The sequence below is a fragment of the Neisseria iguanae genome, from assembly GCF_003013245.1.
Taxonomy (GTDB): Bacteria; Pseudomonadota; Gammaproteobacteria; order Burkholderiales; family Neisseriaceae; genus Neisseria; species Neisseria iguanae.
Genome location: NZ_PXYY01000002.1, coordinates 43,947 through 60,873, shown reverse-complemented (window position 1 = coordinate 60,873; position 16,927 = coordinate 43,947). Strand labels below are relative to the sequence as shown.

The following is a 16,927-nucleotide window of genomic DNA, read 5'->3' as shown; positions in this document are numbered from 1 at the left end:
CATGCCGATATTGTGCCTGCTGCCTTATTTTAACCAAATTTGCCGACAGTATCATCATGATTTATCCACCTTATCAGATTCTTAACCCCAAACAAATTTTTCAGATGGCCTCTCGGTTTCCGGACGTATTCCGGCAGCGCCATGCCCAATCACACAAAGGCACTTACGGTACCTTGGCCGTGGTAGGCGGTGCGGCAGGCATGAGCGGCGCGGTAGTGTTGGCGGCAACCGCGGCGATGTATCAAGGCTGCGGCAAGGTTTGGGCGGGGTTCAACCAAAGCATTTTGCCGTTTGCCGTGATTCCGGAGCGGCCGGAAATCATGTTGGCCACGGCGGAAAATCTCTGCCGACACGAAGACATCAGCGCATGGGTAATCGGCTGCGGTTTGGGCTTGCAGCAAGATGCGCAAAACATCGTTACATGGGCATTACAACACACCCAAAATCAGCCTTTATTACTTGATGCCGATGCGCTCACCTTACTCGCCCGCTCGCAAACAGACCGCGAATTGGCAAAGCAACACGGTCAGTTAGTGCTCACGCCTCACCCTGCCGAAGCCGCACGGTTATTGCACACCGCCAGCGCCGACATTCAGGCCAACCGCATTCAATCGGCAAAAACCATCAGCCAAACATTTAATGCCTTCACCGTATTGAAAGGCCATCAATCCTTAGTTGCCACCCCCGACGGACGGATTTATACCAACTCTAGCGGCAATGCCGGATTGGCTACAGCAGGCAGCGGCGATGTATTGAGCGGTATGATCGGCAGCCTGCTGGCACAAGGCATCGACACGCAACAAGCCGTTCAGGCCGGTGTTTGGTTGCACGGCGCCGCAGCCGATGTGTTGCGCGACAGTCAAATCGGCGAAACCGGCATGCTTGCTGGAGAAATCGCACCGGCAGCACGCTGGCTGCGCAATCGGATTGCCGACCAATCCTACCGATACGGCCAAACTGCTGCGCGCTTGAAAGTTTGAAAAAAGGCCGTCTGAAATCGCAGAAATAAAACCGGCATGTCATGTTTGAGAAACGTTGATTGTGTTCCGCCTTGTTTTCAGACGACCTGCCTACTTTTGCATTATCCTGCCAAGACGTGTATGCTTGCGATTTTTATAATGGCGACAATTATGAGCAAGCTTACCAAAATCAGCCATTTCATCGTCAAAACCTTTCCCTTTTGGGCAGCCTTGTGCGCTATCACGGCATTTTTTTCCCAAAAACGTTCAAATGGGTGCTGCAATATGTGCCCTTACTGCTCGGCGTCGTTATGTTCGGCATGGGTTTGACACTCAGTCCGTCTGATTTCAAAATCATCGTCCAACACCCCAAAGCCGTGATTATCGGCGTGTTGGGGCAATTCGTTATTATGCCGCTGGCGGCTTACCTGCTCACCAAGTTATTGGATTTGCCGCCTCAAGTCGCAGTCGGCGTGATTTTGGTCGGTTGCTGTCCGGGCGGCACATCATCAAATGTGGTGACTTATCTGGCACGCGGCAACCACCAGAATGCTACTAACAGCCACTCCAAAATATTATCTACAAGCCCAGAGAATGCTGTTCGCAACCATAAAATAACTTAACTAAAATTAACTAATAAAAGATATAGAAACCTTGTGACTTGTGCGAGGCAAAAGAACCATAAAAAAGCAATTTGCCCTTACAGCAAATTGCTTTTTTCTAAGTTAGAGACTGTCTAACCTTACCCCGCCTTTCCTTTTTCTCATCGAATCACCTGTCAGATTAATCCGGTGTGAGCGGTGTATGATTCTGTCCAAAATCGCATCGGCAACCGCCGCATCATGAAACAAGTCAAACCATTTCTCCGGTGGAATTTGCGCGGTAATCATCAATCCACCGTTGGCAGACTGTTTATCAATAATGTCCAGCAAGCGTGCTTCTATGCTCGGCTGAATTGCGCCTATCCCAAAATCATCAATAATCAGCAGTTGGGGTTTGACTAATTTCTGCTTCAACAGATGTACTTCATTAGCTAAAACGGCCAACTCCAGATCGGTCAACAATTGAGTTGCATTGTAAAAGGAAGTCTTAAAACCGTTCCGGCAAGCCTGTACGCCTAAGGCGCGGGCCAGCCAGGTTTTATTGGTCGCTCCAGCCGCACATCCTGCAACCGCATGGGCAATCTTATGCGCGACTTGGCGGTACCATGTTTCTCCGTTGATTTGTTTGATTTTGCTTGCCGCCGCACCGTGCGCGGTATTGACCAGTGCCGCTAAAATCTCTGCCTCTAAAGTATCTTTCAGACTGCCGCCGTTGACGGCGGTAGAAATCACCGCACTGCTGCCTGCGCTGGCAAGATTGACAGTGAGTTGGTTAACGGTAGCATTTTTGCTCCATTGTAATGCGGAACTGGCACCGATTTTATCGGCAACGCCTGCGGTCGCCGCTGCGACAACCAGGTTCTTTACGGTTTGGCTTCTGCCCAAATCTTTCAGGGTTTTGCCGACATGGCCCTTAGAGTTATGCACCGCCGGTATCGATATTAAACCTTGTTTTATCAATCGGGAATAAAGGATGCTCTATATCCCAGGGGACACCGTTTTCTAAAAATACCTTGCGGATTTCCCTATCAAATTGAATCCACCGCTCATCGCTCATATCAATCGGATAATCCCCTCTGTCTAAACGGCAGCGGTCAGAAATGGATTCTAATTTTTCTGTGGCAATGAAATAGCTCTCCAGCCATATTTTTAATTGCATCTCATCTGCAAACTCATTGGAAGGTTTGTACAATTTATAGTGTGGATACTTAATCATCATCTCTGCAAACACCTCGGGGATTGAAAGGTTATTTGTAATCCAAAATTCCTCATTAAAAATCCAATCTACTTGAATTAATTTACATCTTAAAATTCTATAAAAGAACTCTGTACATGATTGCAATTTTTTTTCAGAAGCTAAAATTACGTCTCCCTGGAAAAATGATTCTAATGAATAATTATCCGATACTGTCCATTGCAGACGTTCCAGTAAATGGTTAAAGTAATTATTTGACTCCATTTTTAATCGTCCAATACACATATATTAGTGAATTTTGATTATCCATCATCAAAAAAAAGATAGATGATTTTTATAACAATGAAAGAAATTAGTCCTCCACAGGCACCAACTATAAGTACCAACCTTATTGCTTCTATAAAGGAAATTTTTAACTCCCATTTACTTTTATAAAATTCAATAAGTAGTATTATGCTAGATAATGATATAAAAATTAGTATGTTTTTAATTAATGCAATATACCATTTGTGAGAATAATTGATATATTTCTGTGAAATATATGTCATTATTATTTCAAATAAATAAGACATTTATTCCCCCTCCTTTTTCTTATATTTCTCATAAATTCCCTGAACAGCAGTAGAAGTTGATGCTCCTAGTGCTGAGCTATTACCATAAATAACAATGGGAACTATTTTCCCTGTCTCACGTGGTTTAATCCAACTAAATGGCCTATATCCAGCAGCACTTGAAGCCAATCCATTTGAACCGCCTTGTATGAATCCGATTCCTCCTGCAATGACAACTTTTTTTATATCAATATGGCTAGAACAATCTGTTATACTAGTTCCATTTTTAGCACAGGTTATAATTTGCGGTACCACATTTGTTGTAGATGAGATAGTAGCTCCTATTCCACCTGAAATTAATGACGTTTTTAATGTAGGTCTAGACATAACTCCTTTGTACAAGGTGGCTAATTCTGAATTTGTGAAATAAATACCCGCTAAAAGTAAACCTTCAGATGTACTCTTTCCTAATCTATAGTCAAAAGAATTAAGTCTAGACAGGTTACGTAATGCTGCTTTTTTTGCAACTGTAATTTGTTCAACTTGTGTTAATGACTTTATTTGGCTACCTTTTGATGATATTAAAGCATAAACATTACCCCCATCATTATTATAATTAGTTAGAAAACTTGCTAAATCAAATAATTCTGCTTGGCTAAGTTGCTTATTTTGACTAAATTTCACAAGAAGTTCATCGCTATATTGATCTTTTATTAAAAGACGTAACAATTCCATTGAATCAGCATCATTCGCCCTATTTAGCCAAAAATCTGCTGATAAAATTGATTGTTTTTCAAATTTCTTTAATAGTTCATTTAGTTTTTCATTTTCTTTAGGTGAGAGAAAATTATATTTCACTGCAATTTCAGCCGACTGCATAGCTGTATTTCCATCTCCTCCTGTCAACATAGCCGTCACGCCAGCTACTGCCTTAGCATATTCTAATAATTTAGATGATTCGGCCGTATTCTTGGGTCTGCCGTACATTTCAGCAACAATCTCCCCGACAGCCGCCCCAATCGCACCGTCCTGACACTTGCCGCTATTGGCCGCAGCTGCCGCATTTATCAGATTGCCGGTCAGATTACCCAGTTGGGACACTTCTGTTGCCGAAGCAACCTGCTGCGCGGCATTGGCCGTAAGGCCGCTCATGCCTTCCAATGCACCTGCGGTTAAGACGGCGGTCAGGGTGTTTTTAACCGTTTGGCTTGTACCCAATTCTTTTAAGGCTTTGCCGACATCGCCTTTGTTATTGACAACGGCAACGGCTGCCTGGCTGTAAAGGCTGGCCAAGGCTGCGGTTTTCATGGCGGCCAATGTGGAAGCGGTCGTACTTGCCGCCGTTGTTGCGGCGGCAGTACCTGCTGCTGCGGTTCCTGTTCCTCCCGCAGCCGCTCCGCCGGCTGTACCCGCAGCTGCGCCGGTTCCCGCACCGTAAGTCAGTGCGGTAACGATAATGACGATAACCGCTGCCCCAGCACCGGTCAGCCCTTCCTGCTTATAGTCCCACTTATCGTAGACAAGTTATACCTGTTTCCAATCGACGTTTTTGGCCGTCTGAAGCTGTTTCAGATAGGCGTATTCGGGTTGTTTGGCCAGCTTTTCAATCTCGGTTTTCAGACGGCCTTTGGGGATGTCGGCGATGTAGCCGCCGGGTGCGGATAATATAGGAGCAACCGGACCGCTAAAACTTGGAAGTTGTAGGGTTTCAACATTGCTGCCGCGTCCGGCCTGCTTTTGCCAAAAAGCGGACTTATTATTACTTACCGTCTCGGTATAAATATTGTTTTTAATGCCTTCTAGAATAATCTTGGCATCAGAGCGTGCTTGTTCACCTACACCTGCACGAATAACGGCACCGTCCAATGTAGTTTCAAATTGTGTTCCTTGAAGTTTGGTGTCCCAGCCTGATTGCAGGTTGGCAGATTCGGCAACAATCCGGCTTGGGAGTGCTGTCTGCATAACCCGAGTTGAAGTATCATGGGTCTTGTTGTAGGTAATACCAAGGAATTTACTCTTTTTACGACTGTCAAGTTTGTCGTAATTAAGTTCATCAACAGCACGCAAGGTAAGTTTACGGCCAGCTGCTATATTGACTGTTCCTTTAGGGGCATCAAACTCAGTAGCATAAGCATCGATACTGCCTCCTGATTTTATCTCAATTCCTTTAGATGCACTAAGGCTGACAGGATCTGCTTCAGCATTTTTATGTTCTTTTATTTCGGTAACGTGTTTTCGGTTATAGAACTTACCTGTTTTATAACTTCTTTTGTCGAAAGTAAATAGCTCACCTTGCCCTACATAGTAAAATTGATCACCGTACGATTGCAGTTTGATTTTTCCGTTATTGGCAATAATATTGGTCGCACCTAAAATTATACGGCTATTTTCGTGTGCATTTGGAGCCATGATGGTGACACCGGTGTTGCCCGATAAATCAGAGGGGTTGTTGAAAATAGCATAGGCATATTTATCACTATTTTGCTGACCATATTCAAAGGTATCAAATATCCCGCTGATATTGACCGCAGATTGCAGCTGTCCTTCCTGTATCTCTTCGAGACTAGGGGCAGGCAGAATTCCTGCTGCTTGTATATTTAACTCTTTGGCAGCATTGATTTTAGATCCTTGAATGCTGATACCTCCTGCGGAAAGCAGTGTAACATTTTCTCCTTTTAAGACAGATCTTTGACTTTCATGGCCTTTGCCGGGATTTTGAAGAACCGATAGGCTTTTTTTAAGTATGGTTTCTTGAGAACTGAGTGCTTCTATACGATTTCGATTCGGCCACATTTTTGCTTTAATGTCACTCCAATTATTCGGTTGCAATTTGTTTCTTTCAATAGTGGCTACCATATCAATAGGAGCGGCATAGCCAGGGTCAATAGCATGAGCCTCCAAAATATCTACCAGCATATTATCTAATTTTTGATATTCCGAAGTCTTTTCCAAAGCTGATTGTTTTTCTTTCAATACTTTTAATTCATGTGATACATGAGCCAATTCTTTGCGTAGTTGATTTACTCGTTCCTCAGAAATATAGTTGTTGAAAGTATTTCTGATGCTTTTAATTTCAACGTCCCCCTTGGTTGAAACTAAAGCCAAATCTTTTCCTGCGTTAATGTCTGCCGCATCCATGTCTATCTCACTTGCCACAATTCCTATATTACCTTTAGCGGAAATAGAGGAAATTTGTGCACTTGGATTGCCATTATTGCCCGTTTTAGAGATGACTTTAAATTTTCCATTGTGCTGTATGGACAAATCGCCTGCTGAAATAATTCGATTGGCAGCCTCAATAGTTAACTGAATGCCTCCTGTTGATTCAATAGACATCATTCCGGCTAAATGCTTCATCTCACCCTCACGCATTACCGCTGTATCTTGCGTTTCCCAATCTATGGGACCTCGTTTGATAATGCCGCCAGATTTGATACTAATTGCACCACCGCGCAAAGTAGTATTGTCAAGTATCTGAATGCCTTTACTGTTGAACGATAAAACACCATCAGCAACCAAGCTGTTATTGCTATTCTGTTTATCATTCTGCAGAATTTGTCCTTTTTGCTTGCCTTGAGCGGTAATACTCATATGGCGACGCGAATAAGCATTTAAACTATTTAAGCTGATATGACCATTTGTGGAGTTTAGTAAGGTATTATGATTGGAGTTGAGCTTACTGTTGTGGATATTTAGGGTTTGGTCAGCATCGATTTTCAGAGAGGCTTTGGCATTGAAATGAATATTTTGTGCGCTAATGTCCCCGTCTCTACTTTCGATATGGATATGATTACCATTAATGGCATTGCGCTGCTGCCCGTTACCCAGTTTCAATTCGCTGCCGCCGCTCAGATAGACATCACCTGCGCCTGCCTGAATGTCGGCATTATCGGTTTTCAGGCGGCCTTGTCCGACCGAGCCGATATTGACGGCGGTTCTGCCTTTAATCTGGCTGACAGGCGCACCTGCTGCTTTGCTGTTCAAATCGACATTGCCTGATGCGAACAGACTGCTGTAACCTTTGCGCGATTCGGCATGGAGGCCGTCTGAAACGATGTTGCCTGCCAATGCGTTAACGCTGAGATTGCGTTCGGCTGTCAGTTGTAGATTATTATTACCCTTGGTCAGCTTGATGTCGCCGTTTTGCGCTTCCAAACTGAGCCTGCCTTTGCCCGCAGCCAAATTGACCCGGTCGACACCGATACTGCCGGCACGGACGGTCAAATCTTGGGCGGCGGTCAGGGTTTGCGCTTGGGCTGTTTGCAGGTTTGCATGTTTACCCGCCTGTATGCTGACGGTGGCGGTTTGTCCGGGTAAGGCTGCATCGATGTTCAGTCTGACGTTGCCGTCCCCGTGCAGGTAAAGGTTTTTGGCAGAACGGATGGCCGAAGCTGCGGTATCAATATCGTTATCTGCCAATACTGCGATGTTTTCAGCGGCATGGATACTGCCCTGCAAACGGATATTGGAAGGAGTGCCGTTATCGCTGATAACCGGTTTGGCGGCTTCGATGTGTATGCTGCCGGCGGCAGACTGTATGGCCGCGCTGCTGTCAATATTGCCATTGGCCAATAAGACGGTGTCCCCCGCTGAAACCAGATTGGCCGCTTTGTTCAAAACGGCATTGCCGCCGCTGTTGCTGCTGATGCCGCCCTTGCTTTCGATTTTGGCCGCACCGACGGTAAGATTATTTTGAGCGGCCATGATGATATTGCCGCCTTGATTGGCCACAGTGGTTTTGTCATTAATATTCAGACGGCCTTTTGCATTGAGAATAAGGGCATGATTGCTGCTATGACGCTGGCTGACTGCGGTTTGGTTCAGCGTGAGATCTTGACCGGCATCAATAACCAGCATACCGTTGGTTTCGATTCTGCCTTTTTGGGAAACGATGGAACCATGACCGTCACTACTGCCGGTTTCCAAACCCAAATAGGTAGGATGACTATCGGTTGAAGCAGCAGTGGTGCGGATAGTGCCGCTGTTTTCAATACGGCCGGCCGAGGTAACGATAAGTGTCCGTGTAGCCTGCAAGGTGCCTGCATTGTTGATGCCTATACCTTTGTCGTTGGCAATCAATAAAATGCTGTCGGCGTACATGCCGCCCAAGGCAGCCGTGTCTATGCCCACTGTAGGGGCTTTGCCGCTGGGTTGACCACTTGTTATTTCACCGTTTGCATAGTCTATGCTTTGAGCACCGGCAGAAACAGACAGTTGCCGAGCATTCAACTTACCGGCAATGGCAGCCGAACGGCTGAGAATCTCAGTATAGTCCGCACCACGGCTGTCGAATCCGGCACTACCGATGTCGATATGCCCTTTGCTGACATTCAAATGCAGTGCGCCGTCTTTGAATTGCGGCGTACCGGTCGTCAGTGTGGCGCGGCCGGTGTTTTTAAACCCGCCGCCGTTGACGCTGATACCGGCTGGATTGGCAATGATAACGTCTGCTTTTTGTCCTTTTACTGTAATAATGCCGTTCAAACGGCTCGGCTCGATTGAACGGACTTCGTTGAGTATGGTTGAGGCTGCGCCTTTTACCAGATGCGGATTGCTGTTGCGGTTGTTATTCAATGCCGCGCCTGCCGCATCGACATCGAAGCGGGTGTAGCGGTTATGGCTCAAGCCTGACGCATTCGGGGTTTGGATATTGACCAGCGGACCGCCGTTGCTGTGTTTTAAGATAACGGGTTGTTGTTTTGCCGGTGCTGCGCTGTCGGCAATCATTTGAGCCTGTGCAAAACCGATGATGCACCAACTCCGCCAATACGGTTGTTGTTGTTGCCTGACTGTTTTGCGGACTTTTCCCTTGGGCGGATGTGCGTTCCGATACGGCCACCATCTGGCCGCGTTTGTGATTGAAGATGATGCGGAATAAATGCTTATTCATCAATTGTCTCCCTTAAAACAATAAATGGATGAGTCTGCTTGAACTGAATTTTTAAAAGCGGTAATAAAGATTGAAGTTATAAACGGTCTTTGCCGTCTGAAAATGATCCGGTTTGTCTAACGGTTTGGCGGCATAAACATCATAGTGAAACATGCCGCCTGCCTTGATACTGCCCTTTATCCCTAAGGCAGCCCCGGTCAGCCGCTGTTTGTCCAGACCTTCGGTACTCCGGCCTGAAACATGGCCGCTGTCGATACCGAGATAAACTTGGTGTGAAGGCCGGTAGTGCCAGCCCAGATTGTTCTGCCAATACCAGCCCCGTTCTCCTGTAATACTCTGCTCCCCGTCAAATCCCCTTACGGTATAGCGGCCGCCCAATGAAAGTTTGTCTTGCGGCGTTAACGGGGTTTTATTCCATTGCAGGTTTAAATTACTGTCGGCTGTAAATAACTGCCGGCCGATTTTAAAAGGTGCGGCAACCGCAAGTTCGGCTGTAATCACTTTCATACGTGAAGTTCCGCCGATGGTGCCGTTGTTGGAATCATATTCTTCAGGTGCTTTCAAACTCTTCAGCATCCCTGTTCCGCGTTTATAAGTAACCGCACCGTACAAGCTGTACTGCCCCAACTGCGATTTATGCCTGAGCCCGGCTGCCCAACCCGCACTGCGGCGGCGTTGAACCTCCAATTCGCTGTCGTCAATATATTTATGAATCTGCTGCCGCCACAGCCACAGCCCCGCTATGGTCTTATGCCGCCCGTCCCGATAAATAACCCGGTCTGCATCGAAACGGCTGTTGATGCTTTTACCGCTGTAATCATAATTACGGTAAAAGCCCTCCGTGGCTTCGTGATAACGGTAATGGCTGTGATTAAATGAGAAGAGCCAATTTTTAACAGGCAGAGAATAATGCAGGCTGTATGAGCGGGAACGGCTGCCGGTATGATTGCCTTCACTGTCGGTCAATTTGCGCTTATGTCCGATTTCCCTGCGGTAGGAAATATGCAGAAAATCACCCAACCGCAAAGGATTGTCCAAAGAAAAACCGGTATAAAACTGATTTTTACCGGTTGCCTTACTGCCTGAGTCATCCAATCCCAATGTGACTAAAAAAGGTTTTGACTGCTGCCATGTAACGGCAATATCGCTGTAGCCCTGTTTTTCTGACGGCTCGATACGGATATTGCTCTCTACGGTAGATAAACGGTGCAGGTTTTCCAAACCTTGTTCCAAACGATGCAGGTTGAGAATATCTTCAGAACGAATCGGGAATATATTGCCTAAAATAGGGGTATGACCTGATAAAAACGTATTCGCTTGCTCTGCTTGGATATGTAAAGCCGACACCCGTCCCGGCACAACAGTAATAACCAGCTTGCCGCTGTTGAGATCTTGTGGCTCAATAATCACTTGGGATGTGATAAAGCCTTTTTCAATAACAATATTTTGAGCGTATGTTTGTAAAAGCCGAACCCCCTGACTGCCAAGACACTCGGTTCAAATCCGGATTTTTTAATCAGTTTGGGCAAAAGGGAAGAAAATTTCCCCGCTGCATCAGCAATATGAATCTCATTAACCACGACACAAGGAGTCTCGTTCAGTTTGTTCAGTTGAATCTCTATATCGGGATTCGCCCATTCCAGACGCACATCTTCATGACGACTCAGTCTTTCTTCCTCCATGCGCTGCCTCTGTTGCTGGCGGACGAATTCTCTTTCAGTTTCATCAGCCAGAAGGTGAGAGCTAGTCATACATAAGAACAAACCCGCACAAAGGCGAAATATCAAATGGCAGTTTTGATGAATTCTCATGGGGCAACTATGAATAATTTATTTGGCCAGTATTAAATTTATCATAAATTAATATAATATAACATATATTATTGTTTATTTATTTTTTATTAATATTTTGAGTTTGATTGCAATTATCAAATATATTAGATGAACTATTCTCACTAAGAAATGACAGGTCTGATGCCCAACTCTATTGCTAAATGTAGCTTTTTGAGAATTTAATGTGGATTTTTGTAATGAATGAAATATTTGAAATTTGTGTCTGTTTCAAACATCGCGAATGGCCGGGTAGGAAATTTAGGGTGGCTATTTAAAGTGGCATAGACAAAAAGCCTTATGAATCGGGAGTTTTAAGGTTTTTCTATGCTGTAACCAGTATGCGCTCTTCTACCGGCTCTCCTTGTTTGTCGGTTTTGATGTTTACCCAAAATACGCCCGATGGCAAACATTCAAAGCGTGGTTTTAAACCTGCCAGCGATTCAATATCGATAGTTAAATCGGCGGCGTTGATGGTTGCCGCTGTTTCTTTTACAATCTGTGTATTCATTCTGAATCTTCTCTCATAGTGGTGCAAAGTAACAGGCTTTCAGACGGCTTTTCAGGCCGTCTGTTTTTTTGCCTGCTGCACGGGTTAGCCAGTTCAATCAGACATTTTTCAGACTGTTGATGATAGCCGCCGCCGGTCGTTTCAGGGTGACTAGTTCGTCCAGTAAGTCATGGCCTGCTGTCTGTAGGATAATACAGGCTGGACTTGATACCCTGTTTGATGGCGTGTACCGCTAAGTCATGTGCGGCGTGTTGCCCTGTACTTATCGGGCTGTCATGGTCTGCCACAAATAGCGGCCACTCGCTGCAAGGCCATCTAAAAATCGCAATTCAAGTAGTGCATAATCAAACTAAAACCGTCCCCTGCGCCGTATTGGTTGCAAAAGAATGTGCCTTGTCCGTCTAGGTCGTCATATCTGAAACGGTCTTTGCCGTGGGATTCCGATTGCAGTGACGGCTTTAGCCAAGTAAATCAAACCGCCGATTTGGCGGCTTCATAATGGCCGCGTAAAAAGGCGCTGTACCATTGCATAAAGGCTTTGCGCTCGTCTAGGTAATCGGCTGCATTTACCCTGTTCACTTTCAAATGCGCTAATTGCGCTTCAATGGCGTGTGTATTAAAACTTTGTTCGTGTAGCGTGCTGCTTGCTAAGGCTCTGAATCCGTGTGGGGTGGCAATGTCTTTATAGCCCATGTTGTTGATAATCTTGCCTGCCGTGTTTTCGCTTGCATAGTTATCAGGATTTACACGGCTGGGAAACATAAAGCGGCTATGGCCTCAGCTCTGTCGGTAACTCTAACGTCCAATCTGATAGCGGTATCACGTGCAAGCGGGGGGGTCATGCGCTCTGGGGGTATTTGCCATATAGCCGATTGAAAATCTATCTCTTGCCATTGTCCACCACATATCTCGTTGTTACGGGCAAAGCAAAGCATAATCAGCATAACCAAGATACGGTTTTGCTGGTGTATGTCTGCCCGTATCAGACGGCGGTAAAACTCGGTCGGCTCTTCTTTTGGCAAGGCGTGGCGGTGGATAGCGGCTTTTTTCGGGATATATAGCCGGTAAATGCGCTCACGGGATTGCCGTCTGCCAGCTTTAGGCGCGTTGTATAATCAAAAACCTTTGATACCCATTGCCGTATTTTTTCGGCGGTGCTGTTGATGTCGCGCTTTAAAATCTTGTCCAACATGGCGCGGATATGCAAGGGCTTGATGTCTTTTATCGGCATTGCGCCTATGGTGGGGAAAACTTCCAATCCAAGATAGCGCAATATCCGCTTAGCGTTATCAGGCTCATAAATGTGCAAATAGGTGTTGTGCCAGTCTCGGGCGATATGTTCAACAGTATTCAGGGTGGCTGCCTTTCGCGCCTGCTTTTCCTGCTGCTTGGCGGCGGCGGGGTCTTGCTTGGCTGCAATCATGGCCGTACTTCATCGGCGGCAGCGCGTGCTTCTACCAATGCAATAGCAGGGTATTTGCCGATAGATAACAACTTCTCTTTACTGTCAAAGCAGTATTTCAGCCGCCATAATTTACCTCCTGCGGGTGTGATTAACAGAAACAAGCCCTTGCCGTCTGCTAGTTTATAGGGCTTGTCTTTTGGTTTTGCATTCTTTATTTGTCGGTCGTTGAAAGGCATTTGGGGGTATTTTTTCTAAGGGTATTTTTCACTACCCCCAAAAGTTTGTTGATTCAATCAGACGTTATCAGACTATAACAGACAAGAAAAGGGGCTGAGTGATAGAGCAATCAGTCTGAAGGCCAATTACAGTAAGGGATTTGTAGATTTTTTAGACGGTAACAGACGTAAAAAAGCTGCTTAAAAAAGCAGCTTTTTTTGAGTATGGTGCGGACGGAGAGACTCGAACTCTCACACCTCACGGCGCCAGAACCTAAATCTGGTGCGTCTGCCAATTCCGCCACGTCCGCCAATTGAGAAGCGGATTATACACATAATTAAAAATCATGCAAAGCCTATTGAACTTTAAAAAAAGGTATAATCAACATCATATTCGAATAAGTAATCCATTTGACGGCCGCTTGAAAAGTTTGATTCGCCTTTTCAGACGGTCTTGCTACTGCATCCTGAGGAATGGCACATGCCAAGATTATTAATTAAAGATTTCCTGCAAACGCAGGGTTTGAAGCTCTCTGTTGATAGTATGTATGCCGCTTATGCGGCGGCACAGGCAGTGGCCAATATGGGCAATGCCGCGATTGACCGTTCGGTATTGTGGCCGGAAAAAGCCGGTTTTAAGTTGACCGAACACATCCAGCCGAATGCGGACAATGATGCTTTATTAAAGCAGATTTTTATGGCGTTGGATTTGGTTTACAGCCGCCAAGCCGACATCAAAAGCGCGGCGGTTTACGCGCATATGCCATCTGAAACACTGACACCGAAACTGGTTTTACTCACCTGGCAAGGCGTCTTTCTAGAACCTCATTTGGACGTGAACGAAGACAACAGCCGGATTTATCTGGCCAGCCGCACGGCACAAAGCGGCTGGGTGAATATCGCCAGCAACATGGCCGACTGGCTTGCATTGGGCGAGATTTCAGGCGAACGCAATGCAGCAAGCCAAGCTCAGGTTTCAGTGCCGGTTTGTACAGGTAGTGGCGCAGTTTTGGGTGTGGTACATATTGAATTTAACGACAAAAACCAACTCAATGATGCCGCGTTAACCGAATGGACAGCTTTGTCACTGGTTTTAAGCGAGCCGATGAAAGCGCTTCTGAACGTAGTAGAAGACGAGGAAGTGCAACATGGCTAAAGCAGTGAAATTTGTGGCCTCATGCAGGCTGCCGACTGAATTCGGCGTCTTTACCATGCATGGTTTTGAAGAAGAAAGCGGTCAAGAACATGTGGCGTTGGTGATGGGTGGTGTTTCAGACGGCCTGCCGGTTTTGTCGCGTATTCATTCGGAATGTTTAACCGGTGATGCCCTATTCTCGCAAAAATGCGATTGCGGCCCGCAATTGGAGGCAGCCATGCAGGCAGTACAGAAAGAAGGTCGGGGCGTGATTGTTTACTTGCGTCAGGAAGGCCGCGGAATTGGTTTGATTAACAAAATCCGTGCCTATCAATTGCAAGACCAAGGCCGTGATACGGTAGAAGCCAATGTCGAACTCGGCCTGCCGGTGGATGCACGTGATTTCACTTTGGCCAAAAGCATTTACGATTATTTGAGGGTTCATGAAGTGAAACTTTTGACCAACAATCCGGAAAAAATCAAAACGTTGCAAAAAGCCGGCATCAATGTGGTAGCGCGTATTCCGTTACAGGTTGGTGAAAATATTGAAAACGAACGTTATCTGCACACAAAAGCCGATAAATTAGGCCATTTCCTTTATGAAAAACCTTAATCTTCTACAGGCCGTCTGAAAATTTTCATTTTAAGTTTCAACAAGCGGGAAAACAAGCCGAACAAACTGCTTGTAGGTAGGGTTGGTTTTGGGTCTGATTTGGCTTCTCGGGTGATTAGCTCAGTTGGTAGGGCTTCTGCCTTACAAGCAGAATGTCGGCGGTTCGACTCCGTCATCCCCCACCAATTTTCTTGCAATTGCGATGCGCAATTGCTTGCGTGGGGCAGGCTCTGTTGGTTAGAGTACCGGCCTGTCACACCGGGGGAGCGGGTTCGAGCCCCGTCCGCCGCGCCAAGATTGAAAAGCACTGATTCATTTCAGTGTTTTTTTCATCTCTATTGTCGGCCGAATTAATCGGATAGAAATTTTTTCAGCTTTATATCCGACTGTTTCAGTCAGATATTGCTATAATCTTTACTCTGTTCAAAACAACAATATCAAAGGTAGAAAATGAACACCCCTTTCATTCTTGCAGACACACGGCCTTACCATGAAACACCTGTTAAAAACAATCTCTTGCTGCATGCTTCCAACCTGACGCACAACACTTCCGCCGCGCAGCGCAAATTATCCGCCGAATCGCTTCAAACCGAAATCCACAGTATGTTTCAGCAGAATTATTATCTAGGTTTGTCCGTAGCCATGAGCATGGTGGCCGATGCCGAAAGCTATACAGTCCTGCTGGAAAATCTGACCACGGTTTTGAATGCCGAAAAAGATGAAGAAAGCCAATGGTTTGCCATGCCTTTGGTACTCGTGGCCGGTTGCAATCAAGCGCAAACGCTGCTTTTGAACGTGCCGACTGCCGCGCTGTTTGCCGTGTTGGAAAACCACCCGCATTTACGTGCATTAAATCAGGCAACATGGCTGCCGTCACTAGTGCCGTCGACCACATTAAGCGAAATCAATGCGGGACAATGGTTTGAAGCCAAACAAAATGCCGAAGCCGCCGCGCGGTTTGCCACACAATTCACTTCGTCTGAATGGCAGATTCCGAGCGGTCAATCGGTACATGTGGTGTTTGCTTTGGGCTACGGCGACAAAAAGCTGCAAGAATCGCTCAACCAAAACTTATTAAAAGCAGGCTTGCCTCTGATGCAGGTTTGGCAGTAAGCCTTGGCACGGCCGGAGCTGGCCTTATTTGTCAATCCCCTATCGCCCGATGCACCTTTATCCGCTTTGACCACAGGCAGCCATATGCGCCAACGCATGGCGATGGATGTGTTTGCCACCAACGCCATCCGTGCTATCCGCATGCAGAGCCCGCACGTGGGTGTCGTGGCCGCAGCCAAAGCAGGCGGACAAATTCAATTCGGTTTCAACGCCACCGACAGTACGTTCGAAATCGCGCCGCAAGTTTATACTTGGACGCTGTCACCAACCGACAATATTGCCGTTATCCAACAAAATTTCTTGGATTTGATGGCTGAATGTCGTGTGGAACATGTTTACCTGCTGCATAATGTTGTGTCGGAAAACAGAGAATTGCCAACCTACGCCCAAGCCTTGAAATTGGACGGCCACAACCCGTTTTTTACGGAACAGCCATGAAGACATACCGTATTTTATTTGTTTGCCTCGGTAATACCTGCCGCTCACCGATAGGCGGATTCGTGTAAAGCGGTTACGACCATGTGCCCGATCCGTGGTACACCGGCGATTCCGTCGAAACCTTCCGCTTGGCGGATGCCGGCAGCATGACTTTATTGAAGAAATTGGATTTGATGATTTGGAATGATTGCTTAAAAATAAACAACAGGCCGTCTGAACTTATTCCTTAACCAAATTCAAGCACACTTTCTTCAAAATTTTATCCGCTTCTTTTTGCGTGCGCGTGAACGAATATTTGACTGAAGCGGCCAAAAACAGGCGGCTGACGAATTGCGGCAGCCTCATCTGAATTACTTGGACAGATGCTTTATAACTCATCAAATGATGGCATATCTCGACAAAATCGGATAACCCACCTTCTCCGCCATCAGTTGCAGCATGGTTTTGACACTGTCAGTTTCCATCGCGATA

At 46.1% G+C, this 16,927-nt stretch carries 14 protein-coding genes, 2 tRNA genes and 5 pseudogenes; 7 read left to right on the top strand and 14 right to left on the bottom strand.

Translation table 11 applies throughout. The annotated features are described in order from the left end of the window. The first annotated feature begins 56 nt into the window (after positions 1 to 56). Both C7N83_RS00680 and C7N83_RS00675 read left to right on the top strand, forming a co-directional pair. Positions 57 to 980, top strand: a complete 924-nt coding sequence (locus C7N83_RS00680; protein WP_106739877.1) for an NAD(P)H-hydrate dehydratase — start codon at positions 57 to 59, stop codon at positions 978 to 980. A gap of 150 nt (positions 981 to 1,130) precedes the next feature. Continuing rightward, positions 1,131 to 1,501, top strand: a pseudogene (locus C7N83_RS00675) (bile acid:sodium symporter family protein); the annotation flags it as partial. Positions 1,502 to 1,684: 183 nt separating this feature from the next. Here C7N83_RS00675 and C7N83_RS16485 read toward each other — a convergent pair. The 13 genes and pseudogenes from C7N83_RS16485 to C7N83_RS00610 all read right to left on the bottom strand — a co-directional run. Next, positions 1,685 to 2,530: pseudogene (locus C7N83_RS16485) on the bottom strand (ATP-binding protein); the annotation flags it as partial. Beyond that, a complete protein-coding gene (locus tag C7N83_RS00665) occupies positions 2,481 to 3,020 on the bottom strand; it encodes a hypothetical protein (protein WP_106739874.1) in 540 nt (179 codons plus the stop codon). The pseudogene C7N83_RS16485 and the gene C7N83_RS00665, both read right to left, overlap by 50 nt. A gap of 1,124 nt (positions 3,021 to 4,144) precedes the next feature. After that, positions 4,145 to 7,150, bottom strand: a pseudogene (locus C7N83_RS16860) (DUF637 domain-containing protein); the annotation flags it as partial. 1,155 nt (positions 7,151 to 8,305) lie between these two features. Further along, positions 8,306 to 9,034: pseudogene (locus tag C7N83_RS16695) on the bottom strand (filamentous hemagglutinin N-terminal domain-containing protein); the annotation flags it as partial. Beyond that, the gene (locus C7N83_RS16855; RefSeq protein WP_106739870.1) at positions 8,922 to 9,197 is read right to left on the bottom strand and encodes an ESPR domain-containing protein; all 276 of its coding nucleotides are present in this window, start codon (positions 9,195 to 9,197) and stop codon (positions 8,922 to 8,924) included. The gene C7N83_RS16855 and the pseudogene C7N83_RS16695, both read right to left, overlap by 113 nt. 51 nt (positions 9,198 to 9,248) lie before the next feature. Then, positions 9,249 to 10,634, bottom strand: coding sequence for a ShlB/FhaC/HecB family hemolysin secretion/activation protein (locus tag C7N83_RS00635; RefSeq protein WP_245911074.1), 1,386 nt, complete (start codon positions 10,632 to 10,634; stop codon positions 9,249 to 9,251). Continuing rightward, positions 10,604 to 11,008 carry a hypothetical protein gene (locus C7N83_RS15575; RefSeq protein WP_245911072.1) on the bottom strand — a complete coding sequence of 135 codons (405 nt, stop codon included), beginning with the start codon at positions 11,006 to 11,008 and terminating at the stop codon, positions 10,604 to 10,606. The genes C7N83_RS00635 and C7N83_RS15575 overlap by 31 nt, the downstream gene beginning before the upstream one ends. Positions 11,009 to 11,351: 343 nt before the next feature. After that, a complete protein-coding gene (locus C7N83_RS00625) occupies positions 11,352 to 11,537 on the bottom strand; it encodes a hypothetical protein (protein ID WP_106739867.1) in 186 nt (61 codons plus the stop codon). 315 nt (positions 11,538 to 11,852) lie between these two features. Beyond that, complete coding sequence (locus C7N83_RS00620; RefSeq protein ID WP_245911073.1) at positions 11,853 to 11,987, bottom strand: primase-helicase zinc-binding domain-containing protein; 135 nt, start codon at positions 11,985 to 11,987, stop codon at positions 11,853 to 11,855. A 21-nt stretch (positions 11,988 to 12,008) separates the two neighbouring features. Beyond that, positions 12,009 to 12,299 carry a tyrosine-type recombinase/integrase gene (locus tag C7N83_RS15570; RefSeq protein WP_245911071.1) on the bottom strand — a complete coding sequence of 97 codons (291 nt, stop codon included), beginning with the start codon at positions 12,297 to 12,299 and terminating at the stop codon, positions 12,009 to 12,011. Between the two features lie 220 nt (positions 12,300 to 12,519). Then, entirely contained in the window at positions 12,520 to 12,960 is a 441-nt protein-coding gene (locus C7N83_RS15565; protein WP_245911070.1) for a tyrosine-type recombinase/integrase, read from the bottom strand. After that, complete coding sequence (locus tag C7N83_RS15560) at positions 12,957 to 13,178, bottom strand: Arm DNA-binding domain-containing protein (RefSeq protein WP_245911069.1); 222 nt, start codon at positions 13,176 to 13,178, stop codon at positions 12,957 to 12,959. Before C7N83_RS15560 ends, C7N83_RS15565 begins: the two co-directional genes overlap by 4 nt. Positions 13,179 to 13,383: 205 nt before the next feature. Next, positions 13,384 to 13,468 (bottom strand) — tRNA-Leu (locus C7N83_RS00610). A gap of 170 nt (positions 13,469 to 13,638) precedes the next feature. Here C7N83_RS00610 and C7N83_RS00605 point away from each other — a divergent pair. From C7N83_RS00605 to C7N83_RS15555, 5 genes and pseudogenes are all read left to right on the top strand, one after another. Further along, positions 13,639 to 14,313 carry a hypothetical protein gene (locus C7N83_RS00605; protein ID WP_106739865.1) on the top strand — a complete coding sequence of 225 codons (675 nt, stop codon included), beginning with the start codon at positions 13,639 to 13,641 and terminating at the stop codon, positions 14,311 to 14,313. After that, positions 14,306 to 14,905, top strand: a complete 600-nt coding sequence (ribA, locus tag C7N83_RS00600) for a GTP cyclohydrolase II (protein WP_106739864.1) — start codon at positions 14,306 to 14,308, stop codon at positions 14,903 to 14,905. Before C7N83_RS00605 ends, ribA begins: the two co-directional genes overlap by 8 nt. A 109-nt stretch (positions 14,906 to 15,014) precedes the next feature. Then, a tRNA-Val gene (locus C7N83_RS00595) sits at positions 15,015 to 15,090 on the top strand. A 265-nt stretch (positions 15,091 to 15,355) separates the two neighbouring features. Then, positions 15,356 to 16,456: pseudogene (locus tag C7N83_RS00590) on the top strand (conjugal transfer protein). A gap of 83 nt (positions 16,457 to 16,539) precedes the next feature. Next, a complete protein-coding gene (locus C7N83_RS15555) occupies positions 16,540 to 16,686 on the top strand; it encodes a hypothetical protein (RefSeq protein ID WP_245911068.1) in 147 nt (48 codons plus the stop codon). On the opposite strand, the gene C7N83_RS14410 is transcribed toward C7N83_RS15555, so the two are convergent. Beyond that, entirely contained in the window at positions 16,676 to 16,834 is a 159-nt protein-coding gene (locus tag C7N83_RS14410; RefSeq protein ID WP_170064748.1) for a hypothetical protein, read from the bottom strand. The two genes, C7N83_RS15555 and C7N83_RS14410, sit on opposite strands and share 11 nt — an antisense overlap. Positions 16,835 to 16,927 lie beyond the last annotated feature (93 nt).